The sequence below is a fragment of the Acinetobacter sp. TTH0-4 genome (genome assembly GCF_015602665.1).
Lineage (GTDB): Bacteria > Pseudomonadota > Gammaproteobacteria > Pseudomonadales > Moraxellaceae > Acinetobacter > Acinetobacter albensis.
On the sequence record NZ_CP059079.1, the window covers coordinates 880,326 to 901,540 of the forward strand.

The following is a 21,215-nucleotide window of genomic DNA, read 5'->3' on the forward strand; positions in this document are numbered from 1 at the left end:
TTTTTAGTCTGTAAAAAAATAATTTATCCAGACCGATTAATCAACTGACAAGGATACGGCAGTGAGTATGATGACCCCATTTTATCATTTTAAGGGCACACGTGATGCGATTCGTCCTTTAGACCGCATTGACCATATACGTGAAGCCAGCAAAGACTTTCAAAAAACCATGCTGGCAAAGCCAAAAGTGCGTTTTTATAAGTCAATCGAATTAATTCGTGTACCTTATCCTGCAAAATACGGTTATCTCAATGCCTTTACTTTGCCTACGCCTTTTATTCATTTATGTAATAAATTATTCGTGATTCAATTTGATAGTGAAGAAGGGCTTAAGACTTTGTTGGTGAGCCCTTCGGATTGGGAATATCAACGTGAAACACCATTCTTCGCGCAACTTGACCAGAGCGCAGGGCCATTTTCCAATCAAATGGAAAAGTTAATCGTGAAGGGTACCAATACCGTTTTAGGCGCGCTACAACAATTGGGTTTACGTCCTGAAGATATTGACTACATAACTTATGATCATTTGCATACTCAAAATGTGACTCGTTGGCTAGGCGGTAAAGGACAAGCTGCGCTGTTCCCAAATGCTAAATTATTGGTCATGCGTGAAGAATGGGAAAGCACTTTGTCTTTGTTGCCTTGGCAAAATCAATGGTATTGTCCAGATGGAACCTTGGGTATTGATGCAAGTCGGATCGAACTTTTAGACGACAGTGTATTTTTAGGCGATGGTTCGGTCGCATTAATGCGGACCAAAGGGCATACCGAAGGCAATCATTCTATTGTGGCGCATACCGATCAAGGTTTATTGGTCACTTCAGAAAATGGCGTCAGTATGGATTCTTATGCACCGCTCCATTCGAAAATAGCGGGCATTGCCAATTATGCTAAACGAACACAGTCTGAAATTATTATTAATGGCAATACTTTAGAATGTGGCAATGAACAATACTTATCGATGATTCAGGAAAAATCGGTGGCTGGACCTTGGCCGAAAGATGAACGCTTTTTTAATATGGCATTATCTTCGGAGTCAGACGGTTATTGGTTATTTCCTGCGACTAAACCGACTGTACGTATGGGAGAACTGGAATTTGGACAAATCACTTTGCCAAATCGCTTAACAGCTCAAGGAGTGAGGAAATGAGTCAAGTTTTTATTGTGACAGGAGCAGCTTCAGGTATTGGTCTTGCGCTTACTCAGCAATTGTTAAAACAGGGTACGAAAGTATGTGCCTGCGACATTCACTTAGCAGAACTGGAAAAATTAACTCAAAACTTGAACACGGATCAGTTAATGGTTCAGCAACTTGATGTACGACATGTTCAAAACTGGGAAGCAGTGATCCAAAAAGTTTTACAACAATGGCAAAGTATTGATGTGTTATGTAACGTGGCGGGAGTACTACGTGAAAATTGGGTTGCTGATGCAACAGAGAACGATGTCAATTTGCATTTCGATATTAATGTGAAAGGAACGATTCTGGGTACGCAAGCTGTTTTGCCACACATGCTTTCAAAAAATAAAGGTCACATTATCAATATGGCATCGCTTGCCGCTTTATCACCTGTGCCGGGGCTTGCCTTATACAGTGCCAGTAAGTTTGCAGTACGTGGTTATTCTTTAGCTGCGGGTATGGAATTGGCAGAACGAGGAATTGCAGTGACTACGATCTGTCCTGATGCAGTACAAACGCCGATGTTGGATCAGCAAAAAGATAAAGCACAAGCAGCACTCACTTTTTCGGGTACGCGTGCCTTAACCACTGAGGAAGTGGTAGAGGCAATACTCGGGCCTGCTTTACATGATAAACCCTTAGAAATAGTTCTACCTGCTTGGCGTGGTGTGATTGCTAAAGCGGCCAATGCATTTCCAAGTATTACTGCCCATCAGGTCAAACGAATGCGTGAAATTGGGATGAAACGTCAACAGAAAATCCGACAAGGGAGCGAGAGTACCAAAAAATAAATGTATATTTAGATTCAGTGAATATCTGTCAACGAGTCAGACTGGTGGCTGAAATTGAAGCATAAAATGACAATGGCTGATATCGAAAAATGTTGAGTCATCTAAATTTCTGTATTTTTTTAGAGGCGTTGGAGTGCGTTTTCAGTTTACTGCTGATGTGTTGAAATGCTTAATTCCTGCTGAATCCAGTCAATAAATTTTTGGATCAGTAGGGATGATTCTTGACGCGAATGAACCAAATAATAACAACGACTACCCAGTAGTTTTTTACTCGATGCGATGACCAGTTCTTTATTTTGCAGTTCAGACTCAATCAAAATTTGCGGAATCAAGGTCATACCCATGCCTTGTTTTGCTGCCACAGCAAGCATAGAGAATAATTCATGTCGATGCCCAGCAGATACTTTTGGATGAATCATTTCATGGGTTTTAAACCATTCATGCCAAATGCTCGGACGTGTGGTTTGCTGTAAAAGTGGCAGTTGTATCAGTTGTTCAGGACTCAAATCATAGCTAAATTCACTGATCCTCACTGCTTCGGGAAAGTTTTTTAAAATCAGCTGAGGCGAGCATACTGCAATCAAATCTTCTTTCATCAAATAATGGGTTTCAGCTCCAGGCCAATGCTGAATTTGTTGAGGTGTACCTGCATAAATTGCCGCATCAAAGATTTTTTCATTAAATAAAAAAGGTTTAGTACTGGTTTCCAAATGAATGGTGATTTCAGGATAAATCTCATTAAAGCGGTGTAGTTTAGGTAGGAGCCAACACGTCGCAAAAGTGGGCACTACGCCTAATTTGAGTGTTCCACCTAAACCTTTGTGTGACATCAAGTCTAAAGTACTTTGTTCTAATCCCAATAAATGTGGCTTGATCAAATTATAATATTGTTGTCCTGCAACGGTCAGTTCTACGCCATGTCGAGTACGGGTAAATAATTCAAGTTGAAGAGAATCTTCAAGTTGTTGAATTTGTCTAGATACCGCACTTTGTGTGATACAGAGTTCTTGTGATGCATGCGTATAACTTGAATGCTTAGCCGCAGATTCAAAACATAATAAACTTTGCATTGAGGGGATGTTTCGACGCATGCCTTAGATCCTTTTTATCCGCACAAGATATTTAAAAATAGCATATGAAAATCAAAACTGATGAAGTTGTGATGTAAACGTTGCATGATGAGTGAGTACTGCATTAACTCAACTAATTGTTATCTATTTCTTTACATTAAGATATGCATAAATCAAATATCTGCATGCAAAATTATCGTTTGAAACCATAGCTGTTCCACTCTAGGATGAAGCCAGATAAATAGAACATGATACAGTGCAGAGGACGCGATGAATCAGATGATCAATACCGCTAAAAATGAAAAAGTTCAATTCAACTGGCAAGACCCATTTTTAATTGAACAACAATTAACCGAAGATGAACGCATGATTCGCGATACGGCATACGCCTATTGCCAAGACAAACTCATGCCACGTGTTTTAGAACAATTCCGTAATGAACAAACCGATCCCAAGATCTTCCGTGAAATGGGTGAATTGGGTCTTTTGGGTCCGACCATTCCAGAAACATACGGGGGTTCAGGCTTAAATTATGTCAGCTATGGTCTAGTGGCCCGTGAAATTGAACGCGTCGACTCAGGTTACCGCTCTATGGCCAGTGTACAAAGCTCATTGGTGATGGTGCCGATCAATGAATTCGGGTCTGAACAACAAAAACAAAAATATTTACCAAAGCTTGCCACAGGCGAATACATTGGTTGTTTCGGCCTAACGGAACCCGATCATGGTTCAGACCCAGGCAGCATGATCACCCGTGCTAAAAAAGTAGAAGGCGGCTACCGTCTATCTGGTGCAAAAATGTGGATTACCAATAGTCCGATTGCAGATGTGTTTGTGGTGTGGGCCAAAGAAGTATCTGCGACAGGCAACGTAGGTGAGATTCGCGGTTTCATCTTGGAAAAAGGCTGGGAAGGGCTATCCGCACCGACCATTCACGGTAAAGTTGGCTTACGTGCTTCCATCACAGGTGAAATCGTGATGGACAATGTTTTTGTCCCTGAAGAAAATGCCTTTCCAGAGATACGTGGCTTACGTGGTCCATTCACCTGTTTAAACAGTGCCCGTTATGGTATTGCTTGGGGGGTGATGGGAGCAGCAGAATTTTGTTGGCACATGGCACATCAATACACCATGGACCGCAAACAATTCGGTCGTCCGTTGGCAGCCAATCAACTAATCCAAAAGAAACTGGCTGATATGCAAACTGAAATTGCATTAGGCCTTCAAGTGGCTTTACGATTTGGTCGTATGAAAGATGAAGGGATTGCATCGGTTGAAGGTACGTCACTGATTAAACGCAATAACTGTGGTAAAGCCTTGGACATTGCACGACTGGCACGAGACATGTTGGGCGGCAATGGCATTAGTGATGAGTTTGGGGTAGCACGACATTTGGTGAATTTAGAAGTGGTGAATACCTATGAAGGGACGCATGATGTGCATGCTTTGATTTTAGGTCGTGCGCAAACAGGCATTGCTGCTTTTTGTAATTAAGAAAATAAAGGATTGAGTGCTGAGATTGAACAAGTGATCTATCTTAAAAATATAAGACTTATTTAAGATAGATTGTTTTTGTTTTATGCATTTACAATAGTATGAACCAGCATAGTCAGGTTCACGACTTCACGTTATGATAGCAATCTTCATGTCATTGGAATGCGCTATGAAAATCGTGGCAGATGAGAATCTGGCTTTTACCGAATATTTCTTTGCAGGCTTTGGGGAAATTCAACACGCTGCAGGGCGTACACTAACCCGTGCAGATGTACAGGATGCAGATGCTTTGTTGGTGCGTTCTGTGACCAAAGTAAATTCGCAGCTGATAGAAAATACCGCAGTTAAATTTGTTGGTAGTGCCACGATTGGTACCGATCATTTAGATATTTCAGCTTTAGAAAAAAATGATATCGTTTGGTCAAATGCTGCAGGCTGTAATGCTCAAGCAGTCGCGGAATATGTCATTACGGCATTGTTATATTTACAGCCCGATTTAATTGAAAAAAATGAACAATTCACTTTAGGCATTATTGGCTTGGGAAATGTCGGTTCGCGTTTAGCTTATATGGCAAAATTGCTAGGTTGGAACGTACTTGCTTATGATCCCTATGTCAAAGTTGAGCAGGTTCAACAGGTTGAGTTAACCGAATTATTAAAAACTGCAGATGCTATTTCTATTCATGTTCCTTTGACACTCACAGGCGATTATCCAACTTTTCATTTAATCAATGCAGCTACTTTGGCTCAAATGAAATCTAAAGCTATTCTTATTAATTCAGCACGTGGCCCAGTGGTTGAAGAGTCGGCTTTGATTGCTGATCTTCAAAGCACCAATCGCCAAGTCGTATTAGACGTATTTGAGCATGAACCCGAAATTTCAGAACAATTACTCAACGTCATTGATGTGGTAACGCCGCATATTGCAGGTTATAGCTTGGAAGGAAAAGCTCGCGGCACACAAATGGTTTATGAAGCATTTTGCAAAAACTTTCATTTTATTGCGGATAAGCAGTTTGAAACGCAGTTGCCTGTATGTGTACAGTATTTTGAAAATCATCATTTAAAACAAGCGTTGAAACAGCATTTGACTGAGATGTATGATATTTCGCGGGATGATACCAATCTACGAGCTTGTTTAAAAGACGGTAAAATAGACCAAAATGCTTTTGATCATTTACGTAAAAATTATCCATTGCGCCGTGAATGGGCTGCACATGGAGGTCCAAAAGCATGAGTACGGAAAATAAGAAAAGTATCAATTATCAGCCCACTTGTGATCTTCAAGCCTTAAAAGCCCGTGCCAAAATGTATGGACAAATTCGGCAGTTTTTTACTGAGCGTGATGTGCTTGAAGTTGAAACCCCTCTCTTATCTCAAGCTGGTGTGACGGATGTGCATTTAGCGTCTGTTCAGGCGTTGCGCCATATTGGTGGACACAAGCAAATCCATTATTTACAAACTTCACCTGAATTTGCCATGAAACGTTTATTGGCCAGTGGCAGTGGTGCTATTTATCAAATTTGTAAAGTCTTCCGCGATGATGAACATGGGCGTAAACACAACAGTGAATTCACCATGTTGGAATGGTACCGTCCAAATTTAAGCTTAAAAGAACTGATGTTTGAAGTCACAGATTTACTCAATCTGACTTTGGCACAGCGTTTTGGTGAGGTGCGCCCGACTATTTTGAGTTATAAACATGCATTTATGGATCGTTTGGATTTAAATCCTTTACAAGCCAGTTTAACAGAATTGAAAGATTGCTGTCAGCGTGTAGGTTTAAATTTGGATTTGGGTGATGATCGTTTGGGTTATATCGATTTGCTATTTTCGCACATGGTTGAACCGAGTTTAGGTTTTGATACAGCGGTCTTTTTAACGGATTTCCCTCCTGAAATGGCATCTCTTGCCAAAGTCAAACTGGATGAAGATGGTGAACAAGTCGCTGCTCGTTTTGAACTCTATATTGAAGGTTTGGAATTAGCCAATGCCTATGATGAGTTGATTGACAGCACCGTTTTACGTTCACGCTTTGAAGCGGATAATCTTGAGCGAAAAAAATTAGATTTAGCTGTCATGCCTTTAGATGAATATTTACTGGCAGCTTTAGCAGACATGCCAGAATGTTCAGGCATTGCTTTGGGGATTGATCGTTTATTGATGATTGCAATGCAACAGATGAAGCTTGAAAAAGTCATTACTTTTCCAGCAAGTGTATCTTAGGCTGCTTTGGATTTCTTCTCTTTTTGGCCTAAAGTGAAGATGGGCAATGAAATGATAAAAAGCTTCCCCATAGAGAAGCTTTTTGTACCCTATACATTCGCGACCACTTGTCGATGTTTTAACGCTTCAATTGCTTGAATACGACGCTGAATCAGCATTTCACCAATATCAGGACCACGAATGTCTGCAGGCAAGTCCTGTGCTCGAATCCCACGCACCACCTGCATAGCATCGAGTACATATTGTGCTTGTGGATATTCACGATTTTCTAGACCGAGACGACCGCGGGAATCACATTCACAGGCTTGTACATAAGCTTCGACACGTTCTGGACGACGTAACACATCAAGCCGTTGTAATAAACGCCATAAAGTACCTGATTTGAGCGTTAATGCTTGATGGCATTTTAAATGTTCTTTGCATACCGCCAGCGCAAGCTGCTTGGTGTTGGTGGGAACTTTAAGTCGCTCGCACACTTCAGTGACCGGTTTTATTCCGCGTTCTTCATGCATGATGTGGCGGGGTAACTCATCAACGGGTGTTAATGCTTTACCCAAATCATGAACCAAGACTGCAAAACGAACATCAAGTGAATAATTGGCCTTACAAGCTTGTTGAAGTGACATCATGGTATGAATACCACAATCAATTTCTGGATGATATTCAGGTCGTTGTGGAACGCCATAAAGTGCATCAATTTCTGGAAATAAAACTTTTAGTGCACCACAGTTACGCAGCACTTCAAAATATTCATCAGCATGCTGTTCCATTAAAGCGCGTGAAGTTTCTTTCCATACTCGTTCAGGCGTTAAAGCCTGTAACTCACCTGATTCAGCCAATTGTTGCATCATTGCCAAAGTCTCTGCGGCCACAGTGAAGCCGTATGCTTTATAACGTGCGGCAAAACGTGCAATACGTAAAACACGGAGTGGGTCTTCTACAAAAGCAGGGGAGACATGACGCAAGATTCGATCTTTCAAATCTCGCTGACCATGATAAGGATCATAAATTTTGCCATCTTCATCCATGGCCATGGCATTAATGGTGAGATCACGACGAATTAAATCTTCTTCGAGAGTAACATTGACATCGGTATAAAATTTAAAGCCGTGATAACCCTGCCCAGATTTACGTTCAGTTCGGGCTAAGGCATATTCTTCTTTTGTTTGAGGATGTAAAAAAACAGGAAAATCTTTACCTACAGGTTGATAGCCCTGCGCTAAAAGTTGTTCAGGGCGTGCACCAACAACGACATAATCTTTTTCGTGATAGGGGTGACCGAGTAAGTGATCACGTACCGCACCGCCTACTAAATAAACTCGCATGAAAAAACCTCTATTCTTCAAGCAATCATGCTACAGAATAGAGGTTTTCTCAAGTAAAGAACTTTAGCTTTTGCTAAAGAACTTGATTAAGCTTCAGTTTGTTGAATTTCAGCGACAGTTAATGCAGTCATATTAACCAAACGACGTGTGGTTGTGGTTGGCGTTAAAATATGAACAGGTTTTGCTACCCCAAGTAAAATTGGACCAATAGTCACATTATTACCTGAAGTTGATTTCAATAGGTTGAATGAAATATTAGCCGCATCCAAATTTGGCATAATCAACAAATTGGCTGTGCCTTTAAAGCGCGAATTTGGGAATGCAAATTGACGAATATTTTCATCCAGTGCTGCATCACCATGCATCTCGCCTTCAACTTCAAGGTCAGGTGCAATTTCAGACAAAATTTCAAAAACTTTACGCATTTTTTGCGCGCTGGCATCTTGCTGATCACTACCAAAACTTGAATGAGAAAGTAGTGCAACGCGTGGTGTAATACCAAAACGACGAACTTCTTCAGCAGCCAAAATCGTCATTTCAGCCAACTGTTCGGCAGTTGGATTGGTATTTACATAGGTATCTGCAATAAACAGATTACGATCTTGAAGCATTAATGCATTTAGAGTGAAGCATGTGCTGCGACCTTCTTTAAGGCCAATCACGTTCTTAACAAAATCTAAATGAATGTCATAGCTTGAATATGTACCACACAACATTCCGTCTGCATGACCATGTTTGACCAGCATTGACGCAATTAGGGTAGAGCGGCGACGTGATTCACGTTGCGCATATTCAGGGGTAACGCCTTTACGCTGCATGGTTTGATAGTAGTCATCAGCAAACTTTTCATAATGTGGGTTGTTTTCTTGGTCCACGATTTCAATATTGACACCGTGTTCTAGACGTAAACCCAATTTTTTGATGTTTGCTTCAATGACTGAAGTACGACCCACAAGAATAGGGAAGGCTAAACCTTCATCGACTGCAATTTGTACGGCACGCAGAACGCGTAAATCTTCACCTTCGGCATACGCAATGCGTTTTGGATCAGTTTTAGCCTGAGCAAAAATAGGCTTCATCATAAAGGCTGAATTATAGACAAACTCAGATAGTTTTTGACGATAAGCAGAAAAATCTTCAATTGGACGGGTGGCTACACCAGAATCCATTGCTGCTTGTGCAACTGCGGGTGCAATTTCAAGAATTAAACGTTGATCCAATGGGCGTGGAATGAGATAGTCACGACCAAATGATGCAGATTTTTCCCCATAAGTTGCAGCATCGGCTTCAACATGAGCCATACGTGCAATCGCATGAACACACGCAATTTTCATTTCTTCATTGATGGTGGTTGCACCCACATCAAGTGCGCCACGGAAAATATACGGGAAACAAAGGGCATTATTCACTTGATTTGGATAGTCTGAACGACCTGTTGCCATGATGACATCAGGACGTACTTCATGTGCATGTTCAGGTAAAATTTCAGGATCTGGATTTGCCAAAGCGAAAATAATTGGATTTTCTGCCATCACTTTAACCATTTCTTTGGTTAAAATACCTGCCGCTGAAAGCCCCAAGAACATATCTGCACCGGCAATAACATCTGCCAGTTGAGTGCCTTCAATATCTTGCACATAACGTTTTTTTGATTCATCCAGATTGTCACGTTTGGTCGTGAGCAGACCGCGCGAATCGGCAACAATAATATTTTCCTTGCTCGCACCTAAAGCACAAAGCAAATCTAAACATGATAATGCAGCTGCACCCGCACCTGAGGCAACAATTTTGATTTCTTCAATTTTTTTGCCTGTCAACTGTAAAGCATTGAGTAAGGCTGATCCAACGATAATAGATGTACCATGTTGATCATCATGAAACACAGGAATATTCATGCGTTCACGAAGTTTTTTCTCGATATAGAAACATTCTGGCGCCTTGATATCTTCAAGGTTAATTCCGCCAAACGTTGGCTCTAATGCTGCAATAATATCCACAATTTTATCAGGATCATTTTCTGCAATTTCAAGGTCAAAAACGTCAACACCCGCAAATTTCTTAAACAGTACGCCTTTACCTTCCATGACAGGTTTAGACGCTAAAGGACCAATATTTCCGAGACCTAATACTGCTGTACCATTTGTAATAACAGCCACTAAGTTACCGCGTGCGGTATAGAGTGCTGCTGTTGATGGGTCACGTTCAATCTCTAAACATGGTGCTGCAACACCTGGAGAGTAAGCAAGTGCAAGGTCATGTTGATTGACCAGCTGTTTACTTGGTGTAACACTGATTTTTCCTGGTGTTGGATATTCGTGGTAGTACAAAGCTTGCTGTTTTAATGATTGATCGTCCATCTGAATCTCTATTGTTGCTTGAGTTGCCCAGCCCGAGCTGGTGGTTTTTTACTTGATTGAGTCGAATATAACATTTGTTGTGATCTTAGCACAGTTGCGAATATACCTTTTTCATGCAAAGTTTTATTTTGTCAGAAGGATCCAGTTTAAGAAGGAATCAGCCGATGACGTTCAAGAAAAAGAGTCGCTTCATTTTCAGGTAAGGGTTTTGAAAATAAATAACCTTGTGCAATATCACATTTAAGTCCATGTAAATATTCCATTTGTTGTGTGGTTTCTATCCCTTCTGCAACCACGACTAAGCCCATCGCTTTACCCATTGCAATCATGGCACTGACGATAGCCTCTTGTTTATTTTCACCTATTTTTGAAATAAAACTACGATCAATTTTTAATATATCAATAGGAAAATCGGCCAGATAGGAAAGAGATGAGTAGCCTGTTCCAAAATCATCTAATGAAATGTTGATACCCCGTTTCTTGATTTCACCCAGCAGCGTTTTAACTTTGGTTGAATTTTCGAGCAAGGAAGACTCAGTGATTTCAAGCTCTAAACTTGAACCTGAAATTTTGTATTTTTCAATGGCATTATCTAGATCTTCAAGCAGTTGACCGCGTTGTAATTGTTGGGCAACCACATTGACTGAAACGCAAATATATGGAAAACCGGCATCGTTCCATTGTCTAATTTGTTGAGCCGTTTGTTGGATGACAATTTTACCAATATCCGAAATTAAACTGGTTTGCTCAGCCAAAGGAATAAATAAGTTAGGTGGAATAATGCCTTTTGTTGGATGATTCCAGCGCACCAGCGCTTCAAATCCATAAATGTTTTGGTCAATAAAATTCATTTTGGGTTGATAGTAAACGATCAGCTCATTGTTATGAATAGCGAGTCTTAAATCTCGTTCGAGATAGGTATCGTGTGTTGGCAAAGACTTATTGTGGTTGGAATAATAACATACTGTATTACCCCCCAAGCTTTTGGCTTCAGTTAAAGCTTGTTCAGCACAATTGTTAAGATAATCAAGTTGACGACCATGCTCTGGATAAAAAGCGACGCCCATCGAGAGAGTAATAATATGATCTTGGCCAAAAATATTAAAAGGCGAACAAAATGCTTCGCTGATTTGAGTACAGTACTGCTGTATGGAGGTTTGAGTGGGCAGATATTCATAGACTAAAGCAAAGTTGTCACCATTTAAATAAGCCAGCGTTAAAGCCTCAATATTGGTTTGTCTTAATCTTTGTGCAACCTGACGTAATAACTCATTGCCACCACTGTTACTTAAAAATTCATTTAGAGGTCTAAAACGGTCAATATTGATGTGAATAATGGCCAATTGTTGAATTGATTCTTGTGGGTTGACTAAATATTGATGAAGTTGTTCACTATAATAAAAACGATTGGGTAAATCGGTAAGCAAGTCATAATTTTCTAAATAAGATAAACGTTGTTCTTGTCGTTTTCGTTCAGTTAAATCTGAAACGATACCAATATAATGCGTGACCTGATTTTTCTCATTGGTCACAGCATTAATATGCACCCATAGGGTTAATTCTTTTCCGGACAGAAATTTTTCATTCATTTCACCATCAAATTCACCTTTCTGTTGCAACTGATGTAGTAGCAAGTCTTGAGTGCTATTGAGATGAGACTCACAGTTTTTGCTAATATCAAAAAGATATTTGCCTAGAAGGTCATGGTGTGAAAATCCAGTGATTTGTTCATAAAATGGATTCACTTGAAGAAAGCAAAGATGCTCATCCAGAATAAAAATACCTTCTGCGGCTTTCTTAAATACACTCGCTGCAAGTTTAACTCGTTCTTGATCAAGCCGTTCTTGATGAATATCGCGGCGGATGCCCACCATACGTAAAGGTTTTTGATTGACGGGATGGCGCGAAATTACTCTTCCGCTATCATGCACCCATTTCCAAGTTCCTTGACTATTTTTTACACGGTAACTTGCTTCATAAAGATCAGTTTGACCACGTAAATGCTGCTTTAATAAAGATTTAAAGGTACTAAGATCATCGGGGTGAATGATATTTTGTAATTGGTAATGGTGCTGTTTCGAGGGTTTTAATACCTTTTGATACTTATAATCAGTGACCAAAATTTCTCGATCTGTAATATTCCAATCCCAAGGTCTTAAACCTGCGGTTTGATGGGCCAACATTAAATTGTGCTGTTGGTTTTCTAAATGATTGTTCATTTGGGCAATATCAAAAGTACGTTCTTTGACTTTTTGCTCAAGCAATTGATTATTCAGTTTTAATTGTTGTTCAATATCTTTTGACTTATTAATTTCAGTTTGGAGTTGTTTACATAATTCATCTGACCAGAGAACTTGCTGTTCTGCATTACGCACCAAGCGATTATTTTTAGTATACAACAGCGAAATACGCTGATGAATGCGGGTACTGATATTGCCGCAGAGTAAAGTCACAATTAAAATAAAATTGATGCTCAAGTAAAATAAATAGCTATAACTTTCACCTGGCATAAACTGTGAAACAAAATAAGGTAAAATAGTGGGAATAAAAGCCCAGCAAAAATAATTGAGTCGTTGGGTGAGAAAAGTTAGCGCAAATGCTTGGCTGACGATCATTAAGAGTGCAGATAAAATGAGTCCATGCACATGGCTAAAACTTTGATTATATTCAGGTAAATAATAATAAAGTAATGCAATACCCGTAGCAATACAGTTGCCTATTACGAAAAGTTGAAATTGCAACCAGCGATTTGAACATTTTAAAGACAAAGTATGAGGCTTGAAATACAGGGTTGTAATCAGTAAAGCTAGGCAGCACAATATTTCAGTAACAATAAACCAGAGGTCAAAATAAGAAGAATCTTTCGTGAAATAAAATTGATAAATACCATATATATAGACAGATACAATCATGATACTGATGAGGAATAAGCGACTAAGCCGAATCGTATTGGTAATTTGAGCAGCACTCACATGCTTTTGAAGATATTCATCCTGAATATTTGACATAAAAGCAGAAACCTTATTTTTATTTTTCCATTCATTAAAATTTCAAGTTTAATCAAACTAAATTAGCTTTTAACCTACATTTATATATTTGAATCAAGACTAATTCTGTTATCAAAAAAAATCAATCCAATTAAGATCGATTTATTGAAAATAAACTGAACTAGACAGTTATTTTATAATTGAGAATAGAAAGTGCAACGATAGGTGCAGTTTCTGTACGCAGCACGCGTTCACCAATACACCAATTCACAAAACCAACTTGATTTGAGGCTTCAATTTCAGCTTCGCTTAAACCACCTTCAGGACCAATAAGTAGGGCAATATCTGCTGTGATATGACTTAAAACGTCAACTTGTTCTTTGTTGGGTGCTAAAACTAATTTAGTACTGGGTAATGCGCTGTCTAGCCAATCTTGTAAAGCAATAGGGGCTAATACTTGTGGAACTTGGTTCATTCCGCATTGTTCACAGGCTGCAATCGCGACTCCTTGCCAGTGATCTAATTTTTTTTGATCGCGGTCATATTTAAGACGCATCTCACAACGTTCAGACGTGAGCAATTGAATGTTAGACACACCCAACTCTACCGATTTTTGAATGGCATAATCCATGCGATCACCTTTACTCATCACTTGTCCGAGTAAGGTGGTAAATGCGGGAGTGCGATTATCAGGATTAAAACTATTGATTGAAACGCTGGCTGATTTTTTTAAAACTTCTGTCAGCGTTACTTCATATTCACCGCCTTGTCCATTGAACAAAGTGGCAGACTCACCGACTTTTGCCCGTAATACTTTGACCCAATGATGAAAAACTGTTTCGGTTAATTCAATTTGGGTATTCACCGCCAAATCAGCTTCTATAAAAAAACGAGGCATTTAGTATTACTCTTAAAATCGGTGAAAAAGATTTGATCAATTTAAATCAGGCTAAACCTAAATCAAGTATCAGTTGGCGATTAGGCTCAGTATGATTCATGGTATAGAAATGCAAACTTGGTGCACCGCCTGCAATTAAACGTTCAGAAAGTTTGAGCACGACTTCATGACCAAAAGCTTTGATACTTGCAGAATCATCACCATAAGTTGCCAGTTGCTTACGAATCCAACGTGGAATTTCTGCACCTGTACCATCGGCAAAGCGAATTAAATTGCTAGCATTGGTAATTGGCATAATACCCGGTGCAACTGGAATATCAATTGCTTGCTTTGCTAAACGGTCTATAAAATAGAAATAAGCATCTGGATTGAAGAAAAATTGTGTGATTGCTGCATTAGCGCCCGCTTTCACTTTTTCAACAAAGTGCTGGATGTCCTTATCAAAAGTTTCTGCTTGTGGATGCATTTCAGGATAAGCGGCGACTTCAATTTTAAAGTGATCACCAGAATGTTCACGGATGAAACGAACCAAATCTTGTGCATAAGGCAGTTCACCTAATCCGACTTGACCTGATGGCAAATCACCACGCAACGCAACAATACGGTCAATGCCTTGCGACTTATATAGATCCAATAATTCAGCAATACGCGCTTTGTCATCACCAATACAAGATAGGTGAGGGGCAACAGGTGTGCCTTTGCCATTAAAATCATTAATTGCAGCAAGTGTGCGTTCACGCGTTGAACCACCCGCACCATAAGTCACTGAAAAGAACTCAGGCTTCAGCAATTGTAATTCTTGATGAACAACACGAAGTTTTTCTGCACCTATGTCTGTTTTTGTTGGAAAAAACTCAAACGAGAAAGGAACACGTTTCGTCATTTTAAAATCCTTTTTATAAATACTCTTTGTATGACCTTTGACTAGGAAAAATCCTCTCTTGGACTCTTTTTAATGTAGTGCTTTAAAAAAGGGTTTAAAGAGAGGATGTCGTCAATTAGTATTTATAAGCATCAGATTTGAATGGACCTTCAACGGGAACACGCAAGTAGTCTGCTTGAACTTGAGTGAGTTGAGTTAAAACACCACCAAAACCGATCACCATTGCTGCCGCAACTTCTTCATCTAATTTTTTAGGAAGGAGTTCTACGCGAATTGCCGCTTGTTTTTGATCTTCAGCAAGATCAGCAAATTTTTCAGCGAACAAGTGCATTTGACCCAATACTTGGTTGGCAAAAGAACCATCCATAATACGTGATGGGTGACCTGTTGCATTTCCTAGGTTCACCAAACGACCTTCAGATAACAGGATTAAATAATCGTTTTCATTTTCTGTACGATATACTTGATGTACTTGAGGTTTAACTTCAACCCACTTGTAACCACGTAAATAGTTGGTATCAATTTCAGTGTCAAAGTGACCGATATTACAGACTACTGCACCCGCTTTTAAAGTATCAAGGATGGCAGAATCACATACGTGATAGTTACCTGTTGTGGTTACGATCAAATCAGTGTTTTGAAGAAGATCTAAGTTGATGTCTTCTTTTTTGCCTGTTTGCACGCCATTTTTATATGGAGATACAACTTCATAACCATCCATACATGCTTGCATTGCACAGATTGGATCAATTTCAGTAACACGAACAATCATGCCTTCTTGACGAAGTGATTGCGCAGAACCTTTACCCACATCACCATAACCAATCACAAGCGCACGACGACCAGACAAGAGCATGTCAGTACCGCGTTTAATCGCATCATTTAATGAGTGACGGCAACCGTATTTATTGTCATTCTTTGATTTAGTCACTGAATCGTTTACGTTGATTGCAGGAACTTTAAGAGAACCGTCTTTCCACATTTCAAGTAAACGTTGAACACCTGTCGTGGTTTCTTCAGTAATACCGTGAATTTTAACAATCAATTCAGGATATTTTTCATGTACAACAGCGGTTAAGTCACCACCATCGTCTAAAATCATGTTGGCATCCCAAGGTTTGCCATTGACATTGATTTGTTGTTCAAGGCACCACATGTATTCTTCTTCAGTTTCGCCTTTCCAAGCAAATACTGGAACACCTGAAGCCGCAATAGCAGCAGCAGCATGGTCTTGAGTTGAGAAAATATTGCAAGATGTCCAACGAACTTCTGCGCCCAATTCAACGAGCGTTTCAATTAGAACCGCAGTTTGAATGGTCATATGAATACAACCAAGAATCTTTGCACCAGCAAGTGGTTTTTCGGCTGAATAGCGTTTACGTAAACCCATCAACGCTGGCATTTCTGCTTCAGCAAGTTTGATTTCTTTACGGCCATAATCAGCAAGTGAAATATCAGCAACTTTGTAATCTGTAAATGAAGCAGTAACCGCGTTCATCAGGATCTCCTAGGAAAAAATAGATTGGATCGTTATGTTCGCGGATGCCGTTGTTGATCAAAACGGGTATTTCACCGAAATTTTGACCGAATGGTCGAGCCTAGCGATCTTACATGACTATTTTTTGAAAAATCAGCTTATAAGAAAGTCGCAGCATCCCTCGACGAGTGCGCTATTGTACTTGGAAATGATTACAGTTCCAATCGTGTTTTGGTTATTATCGGCACAATTATATTTTGGAACAGAACAATGGCGTTAAATATTCCTGAAGCATTGTTGAATTTGGAAGCAAACTGTGGTGTTTTTGCCTTGTGGATGATTTTTCAACAGTATGGTGTTGAAATGGATATTGATGAATTGGTTAAAGTAAGTGGTCATCATTATGAAGATGGTACATTTACCCTTGCGCTTGCAGTCGCTTTGAAAAAATATGGTTTTGAGGTGTCTTTTTATAGTGAGGTCGATCCTCACGTCGATCCAAAAGAAGTCAGTTATTATGAGACTGCACAAAAAATGCAGCTCTCTATTCAAGCTGCTTTAAGTTATCAGCAGATTCAACAGATATTTGAACAAGGTAAGTTGATCATAGTCTATTACGATACTTTAGAAGGGGCTGGAAATCAGTCTTTGGTGTATTCAATGGACGATCAGGAAATCTGTTTTTTTGATAGCTTTGATCCGATGCCCAAGATGATCTTTGAACAGCAACGAAAAGCAGAAGGCATTTGTCAGCAGGTAATTGTAATTGATGGCCGTCATTTACAACTGCAATCAATCAAATTGAATTGATGTTTCTTTTAGTGTTGAACTGCTTACATTAGATAAGAGAATAAAAAATTAGAATTTGAATCGAATAAAACATGCTTAAAGTCAAATGATGGAAGTGAAGGATATGAATAAATACAACTTAGGTTTAATCTTGTTCTTGAGTACTTGTATTTCTGCCAATGATAGTACGGGTTATGTGGGTACAGGCGGTGTGAAATACCTGAAAAACAAAAATATTCAAATGTACAGTGAAGAACTCTTGATTCGCAAAAATCTGATTAAAGTGGATTATCAATTTAAAAATTTAACCAATAAAGACATTACTGAGACGATACTTTTTCCTTTACCCAGAATTGATAATACCTTCGAATCTGATTTCGCTGACACTGAAAAACTACTCAAAAGTTTTAACGTTCAGGTCAATGGACAGTCAATTCAACCAGAAATGCATGTTCGGGCATTTTTCCAGAAAGATGAATATTCAAAGCCTGTAGATGTCACAGCAGAATTTAACCAGTGTGGCTTTACTGAAGTAGAAATGTTGAATCCATGGAACCGAACAAACGATAATTCTGAAAAATTTGAGAATAAATTAAGAAACTGTAAAAATTCAAATTTACAGCGTATTTTACCCAAGAATCATGATGATTCGATTATGTGGTCAGCGCAAGTCATTTACAGTTGGCAACAAAGCTTTAAAGCAAATGCAATCACCCAAGTTCAGCATCAATATGCACCTTTAGTCGGTGGTTCTGTGTCTTTATATCCTGCAGAAGATTCTAAAACTTATTGTATGGATCAAAATTTTAGAACTGGTTTGAAAAAAGCTAAATCTCAACATGCGCCATACCAAGCATTGGGCTATATTTTAACCACAGGAGCAAATTGGGCTAAACCAATTCAAAACTTTAGACTTACGGTTGAGCGTGATGCCAATGAACTGGTTTCCTTCTGCTGGAATGGCAAGGTGAAGAAAATAAATGCAACTCAGTTTCAAATGACAGAAAAGAATTTTATACCCAAACAGGATTTAGATATTATTTTTGTTCGAAAGCTTTAGTTGAAAAAAGCCCATCAAAAGATGGGCTTTTAAATTTTTTATTTTTCTTCCGCTATATGGGCTTTATCATTCCAATAATCAGCTTTAGCAGCATCCATATCAATTCCTAGGCCATGTTCATAAATGCAAGCCAAGTCACGCATAGCTTGAGCTTCGCCCAATTCAGCTGATTGTTTGACCAGCTCGATAGACAAAGCAACATCTTTCTCTACGCCATGACCTTTTCGGTACAACGCTGCCAACTCTAAAATTGCTGAGGCGTGATTACTTTCACTGGCTTGTTTAAGCCAGCGGTAGGCATGTTCAAAATAAGTTTTAGCCTCGTTCGGCTCTTCTTCGAGTAAGTCCTTGGCATAAAAAGCATAACCTTCACCAAGCCAGTACATGGCTTCCACATGACCTAATTGTGCAGCTTTAAGCGCCCATTCTTCGGCAAGTTCGACATGCTCTTCATTTTCACTTTGCATATAAATTTCAGCAAGTTCAAATTGTGCTTCACTGTTGCCTGCTGTGGCACGGTTGAATAGTTCAGGGGAAATAGGAAGATCAGACATAATAAATCCAAAAGTACAGAATATGCATAGCCTAATCGCTTGTTATCAAAAAACCAATCCGAAGATTGGCTTTTGTGAACATTGGGTATATTTATAAAATATCAATTAACCCAGAAAGTGTACCTAAGATGGCTATAATCATAGCTATGCGCTTAATTTTCGTTTCTAAATAACTTAAACATAGTCCCGTGAATAAAGCCGCAAAGGTTAAAGCACCTAGCCAATAACTGATCATATTACTGACTGAACCTGAAACTACAGACACCATTAAGGCAATGATCAATAAAGCCCAACCGATTATTGTGGCATATCTGGTTTTTTGGCTATTTAATTCATGACCAAATATCTGTTTTTGATGTTTGGTCATTGAACTTGCAAGGGCAAAAAAACCAAGACTACTGATGGACCAAATGAAGAAAAAAAACATCATGATTCATTCTCCTGTGGTGTAGTTTTTGGCAATTTGCCTTTTTTAACTGGCAAACCCTGATGCTTTTTCACTTTATAGAATGCATAAGCAAATAAGGCGGCAAGTATCCACATCGCAAGATCAAAGCTAGCAATCATCCATTGATCATGAAGAATACTATTTCACAACGCTTGACCACCAGTCATAAAATTTACAATCGGAAGAAGTACAAAAGCAATGCTGGCAACCATCAGGAGTTCTAACCAAGCTTGACGATGACTACGAATCATGGCGTAGAAAAATGTCATCAACCAGATGCTAAAGAAAATACGAATTTCCCAATTTAATCGCATTTCGATATCGGTAGGAATAAAACGGTTAGCATAGAAATAGGCGGCGCAAGCAATCGGTAAACCAATAATCGCTGCAATATTGGTAACTTCAACGACACGGTAGCCGAAAGATTTATAACCCTGTTTCTGCTGTTGTGGTGCACGTTTTACACACCATAAAATTAGACCAGTCGCCACCATCATGGTTCCTAAAATCCCAGATAAAAACAGTAACCATCGTAATGCTAAATCGACACCGCGTGCTTCATGTAATACAGTCACCACGTTGTAAATACCATTTGGAATAGAAGGGTTGCGAATTTGAGGATTTTCAGCCGTTAAATTTTGACCTGTAATACCATCATATTCCACTGTGTCATAAATATTACGATGCGCTACACTGGCTGCATGTAAAGCTCGAATTTCAATTTTGGCCTGATCAGTATTGGGCGCAACAATGTTGATGCTGGCAATAGGATTGTTTTTCCATTGAGTTTGAACCTCAGTCAAAATTGGGGTCAGATCAGTTAAAACAGCAGGCTTCGATTCGGTTTTTTGACGACGACCTTCTCCTCGGTCTTGCCGCTTTTGTTCACCAGATTGACGTTCGGGCCGCATTTGTTCTGTGGATATACTTTTTTCTCGGAGCATTGCATTGCGTTGTTCTTGTAAAAATTGACCGCGATTATCATAAATCTGATTCACGCCCCAAGGCATCAGGGTAAAAAGCAGCAAAAGTAAACCACTGAAAGTAATCATAATATGAAAGGGTAAGGCAAATACTGCGGTGGCATTATGTGCATCTAACCAAGAACGTTGTCCTTTACCTGAACGAAAAGTAAAGAAATCTTTAAATATTTTTTTATGTGTGATAATTCCACTGACAATAGCGACCATCATCAAGAGTGTGGCAATTCCAACAAGCCATCGCGCCCAGATACGTGGCAAGCCATAAAGTTCAAAATGGAAACGATAAAGAAAACTGCCACCGCGAGTTTCACGTGTTTCTAATACTTGTCCCGTTGCACTATCAATAGTAATGCGTTCTCCACCACGACGTGCGCGCGGATCTTCACCAATTTTACGGATATTTAATAAGGTCGTATTTTGCCGTGAATTGGGGAGTTGAATATTCCAGCTGCCTGCACTTGCATGATGAGTTTGTAAATAATTCAAAGCGATTTGGGTTTGCTGAATTTGTGAGGCGGGAGGAGCAGACTGATGTAACTCTGGTTTCATCCAAATGGTAATTTCATTTTGAAAAAAACTTAAAGTTCCAGTCAGAAAAATAGCATACAGTAACCAGCCTAAAATAAGACTGGCCCAAGTATGTAACCAAGACATAGATTGGCGTGGGCCTTCTACTTTTGCATCTGCTCGCAT

At 39.4% G+C, this 21,215-nt stretch carries 16 protein-coding genes and 1 pseudogene; 7 read left to right on the plus strand and 10 right to left on the minus strand.

What is annotated here, in order from left to right:
* Nucleotides 1-67 precede the first annotated feature (67 nt).
* Nucleotides 68-1,150 carry a hypothetical protein gene (locus H0S58_RS04065; RefSeq protein ID WP_265088241.1) on the plus strand — a complete coding sequence of 361 codons (1,083 nt, stop codon included), beginning with the start codon at nt 68-70 and terminating at the stop codon, nt 1,148-1,150.
* The gene (locus H0S58_RS04070; protein ID WP_195727221.1) at nt 1,147-1,971 is read left to right on the plus strand and encodes an SDR family NAD(P)-dependent oxidoreductase; all 825 of its coding nucleotides are present in this window, start codon (nt 1,147-1,149) and stop codon (nt 1,969-1,971) included. Before H0S58_RS04065 ends, H0S58_RS04070 begins: the two co-directional genes overlap by 4 nt.
* A 146-nt stretch (nt 1,972-2,117) precedes the next feature.
* On the opposite strand, the gene H0S58_RS04075 is transcribed toward H0S58_RS04070, so the two are convergent.
* On the minus strand, nt 2,118-3,062 hold the full coding sequence (locus tag H0S58_RS04075; RefSeq protein ID WP_195727222.1) for a LysR substrate-binding domain-containing protein: 945 nt from the start codon (nt 3,060-3,062) through the stop codon (nt 2,118-2,120).
* A gap of 249 nt (nt 3,063-3,311) precedes the next feature.
* Here H0S58_RS04075 and H0S58_RS04080 point away from each other — a divergent pair, with 249 nt between their 5' ends.
* From H0S58_RS04080 to epmA, 3 genes are all read left to right on the plus strand, one after another.
* Nucleotides 3,312-4,535 (plus strand): acyl-CoA dehydrogenase, encoded by a 1,224-nt coding sequence (locus tag H0S58_RS04080; protein WP_195727223.1) that lies wholly within the window; start codon nt 3,312-3,314, stop codon nt 4,533-4,535.
* A gap of 169 nt (nt 4,536-4,704) precedes the next feature.
* Nucleotides 4,705-5,772 carry a 4-phosphoerythronate dehydrogenase gene (locus tag H0S58_RS04085; protein WP_195727224.1) on the plus strand — a complete coding sequence of 356 codons (1,068 nt, stop codon included), beginning with the start codon at nt 4,705-4,707 and terminating at the stop codon, nt 5,770-5,772.
* Nucleotides 5,769-6,761, plus strand: coding sequence for an EF-P lysine aminoacylase EpmA (epmA, locus tag H0S58_RS04090; RefSeq protein WP_195727225.1), 993 nt, complete (start codon nt 5,769-5,771; stop codon nt 6,759-6,761). The genes H0S58_RS04085 and epmA overlap by 4 nt, the downstream gene beginning before the upstream one ends.
* Before the next feature lie 89 nt (nt 6,762-6,850).
* Here the strand turns inward: epmA and H0S58_RS04095 are convergent, their stop codons facing one another.
* The 6 genes from H0S58_RS04095 to ahcY form a co-directional block, all read right to left on the minus strand.
* Nucleotides 6,851-8,086 (minus strand): multifunctional CCA addition/repair protein, encoded by a 1,236-nt coding sequence (locus tag H0S58_RS04095; RefSeq protein ID WP_195727226.1) that lies wholly within the window; start codon nt 8,084-8,086, stop codon nt 6,851-6,853.
* Between the two features lie 86 nt (nt 8,087-8,172).
* The gene (locus tag H0S58_RS04100; RefSeq protein ID WP_092719948.1) at nt 8,173-10,443 is read right to left on the minus strand and encodes an NADP-dependent malic enzyme; all 2,271 of its coding nucleotides are present in this window, start codon (nt 10,441-10,443) and stop codon (nt 8,173-8,175) included.
* Nucleotides 10,444-10,589: 146 nt separating this feature from the next.
* The gene (locus H0S58_RS04105) at nt 10,590-13,451 is read right to left on the minus strand and encodes an EAL domain-containing protein (RefSeq protein ID WP_195727227.1); all 2,862 of its coding nucleotides are present in this window, start codon (nt 13,449-13,451) and stop codon (nt 10,590-10,592) included.
* A gap of 160 nt (nt 13,452-13,611) precedes the next feature.
* Nucleotides 13,612-14,328 (minus strand): 16S rRNA (uracil(1498)-N(3))-methyltransferase, encoded by a 717-nt coding sequence (locus H0S58_RS04110; protein ID WP_092719944.1) that lies wholly within the window; start codon nt 14,326-14,328, stop codon nt 13,612-13,614.
* Nucleotides 14,329-14,374: 46 nt separating this feature from the next.
* Nucleotides 14,375-15,211, minus strand: a complete 837-nt coding sequence (gene metF / locus H0S58_RS04115; RefSeq protein WP_092719942.1) for a methylenetetrahydrofolate reductase [NAD(P)H] — start codon at nt 15,209-15,211, stop codon at nt 14,375-14,377.
* Nucleotides 15,212-15,326: 115 nt separating this feature from the next.
* Nucleotides 15,327-16,709 (minus strand): adenosylhomocysteinase, encoded by a 1,383-nt coding sequence (gene ahcY, locus H0S58_RS04120; RefSeq protein ID WP_195727228.1) that lies wholly within the window; start codon nt 16,707-16,709, stop codon nt 15,327-15,329.
* A gap of 249 nt (nt 16,710-16,958) precedes the next feature.
* On the opposite strand from ahcY, the gene H0S58_RS04125 reads away from it, so the two are divergent.
* Both H0S58_RS04125 and H0S58_RS04130 read left to right on the plus strand, forming a co-directional pair.
* Entirely contained in the window at nt 16,959-17,498 is a 540-nt protein-coding gene (locus tag H0S58_RS04125; protein WP_195727229.1) for a cysteine peptidase family C39 domain-containing protein, read from the plus strand.
* Nucleotides 17,499-17,601: 103 nt separating this feature from the next.
* Entirely contained in the window at nt 17,602-18,537 is a 936-nt protein-coding gene (locus H0S58_RS04130; protein WP_195727230.1) for a DUF4424 family protein, read from the plus strand.
* Between the two features lie 38 nt (nt 18,538-18,575).
* Here H0S58_RS04130 and H0S58_RS04135 read toward each other — a convergent pair whose 3' ends face one another.
* The 3 genes and pseudogenes from H0S58_RS04135 to H0S58_RS04145 all read right to left on the minus strand — a co-directional run bounded on the left by H0S58_RS04135 (nt 18,576) and on the right by H0S58_RS04145 (nt 21,215).
* On the minus strand, nt 18,576-19,091 hold the full coding sequence (locus H0S58_RS04135) for a tetratricopeptide repeat protein (protein ID WP_195727231.1): 516 nt from the start codon (nt 19,089-19,091) through the stop codon (nt 18,576-18,578).
* A gap of 91 nt (nt 19,092-19,182) precedes the next feature.
* Nucleotides 19,183-19,521: a DUF3325 domain-containing protein gene (locus tag H0S58_RS04140; protein ID WP_195727232.1), complete on the minus strand. Its 339-nt coding sequence runs from the start codon at nt 19,519-19,521 to the stop codon at nt 19,183-19,185.
* Nucleotides 19,518-21,215, minus strand: a pseudogene (locus H0S58_RS04145) (PepSY-associated TM helix domain-containing protein). Before H0S58_RS04145 ends, H0S58_RS04140 begins: the two are co-directional and overlap by 4 nt.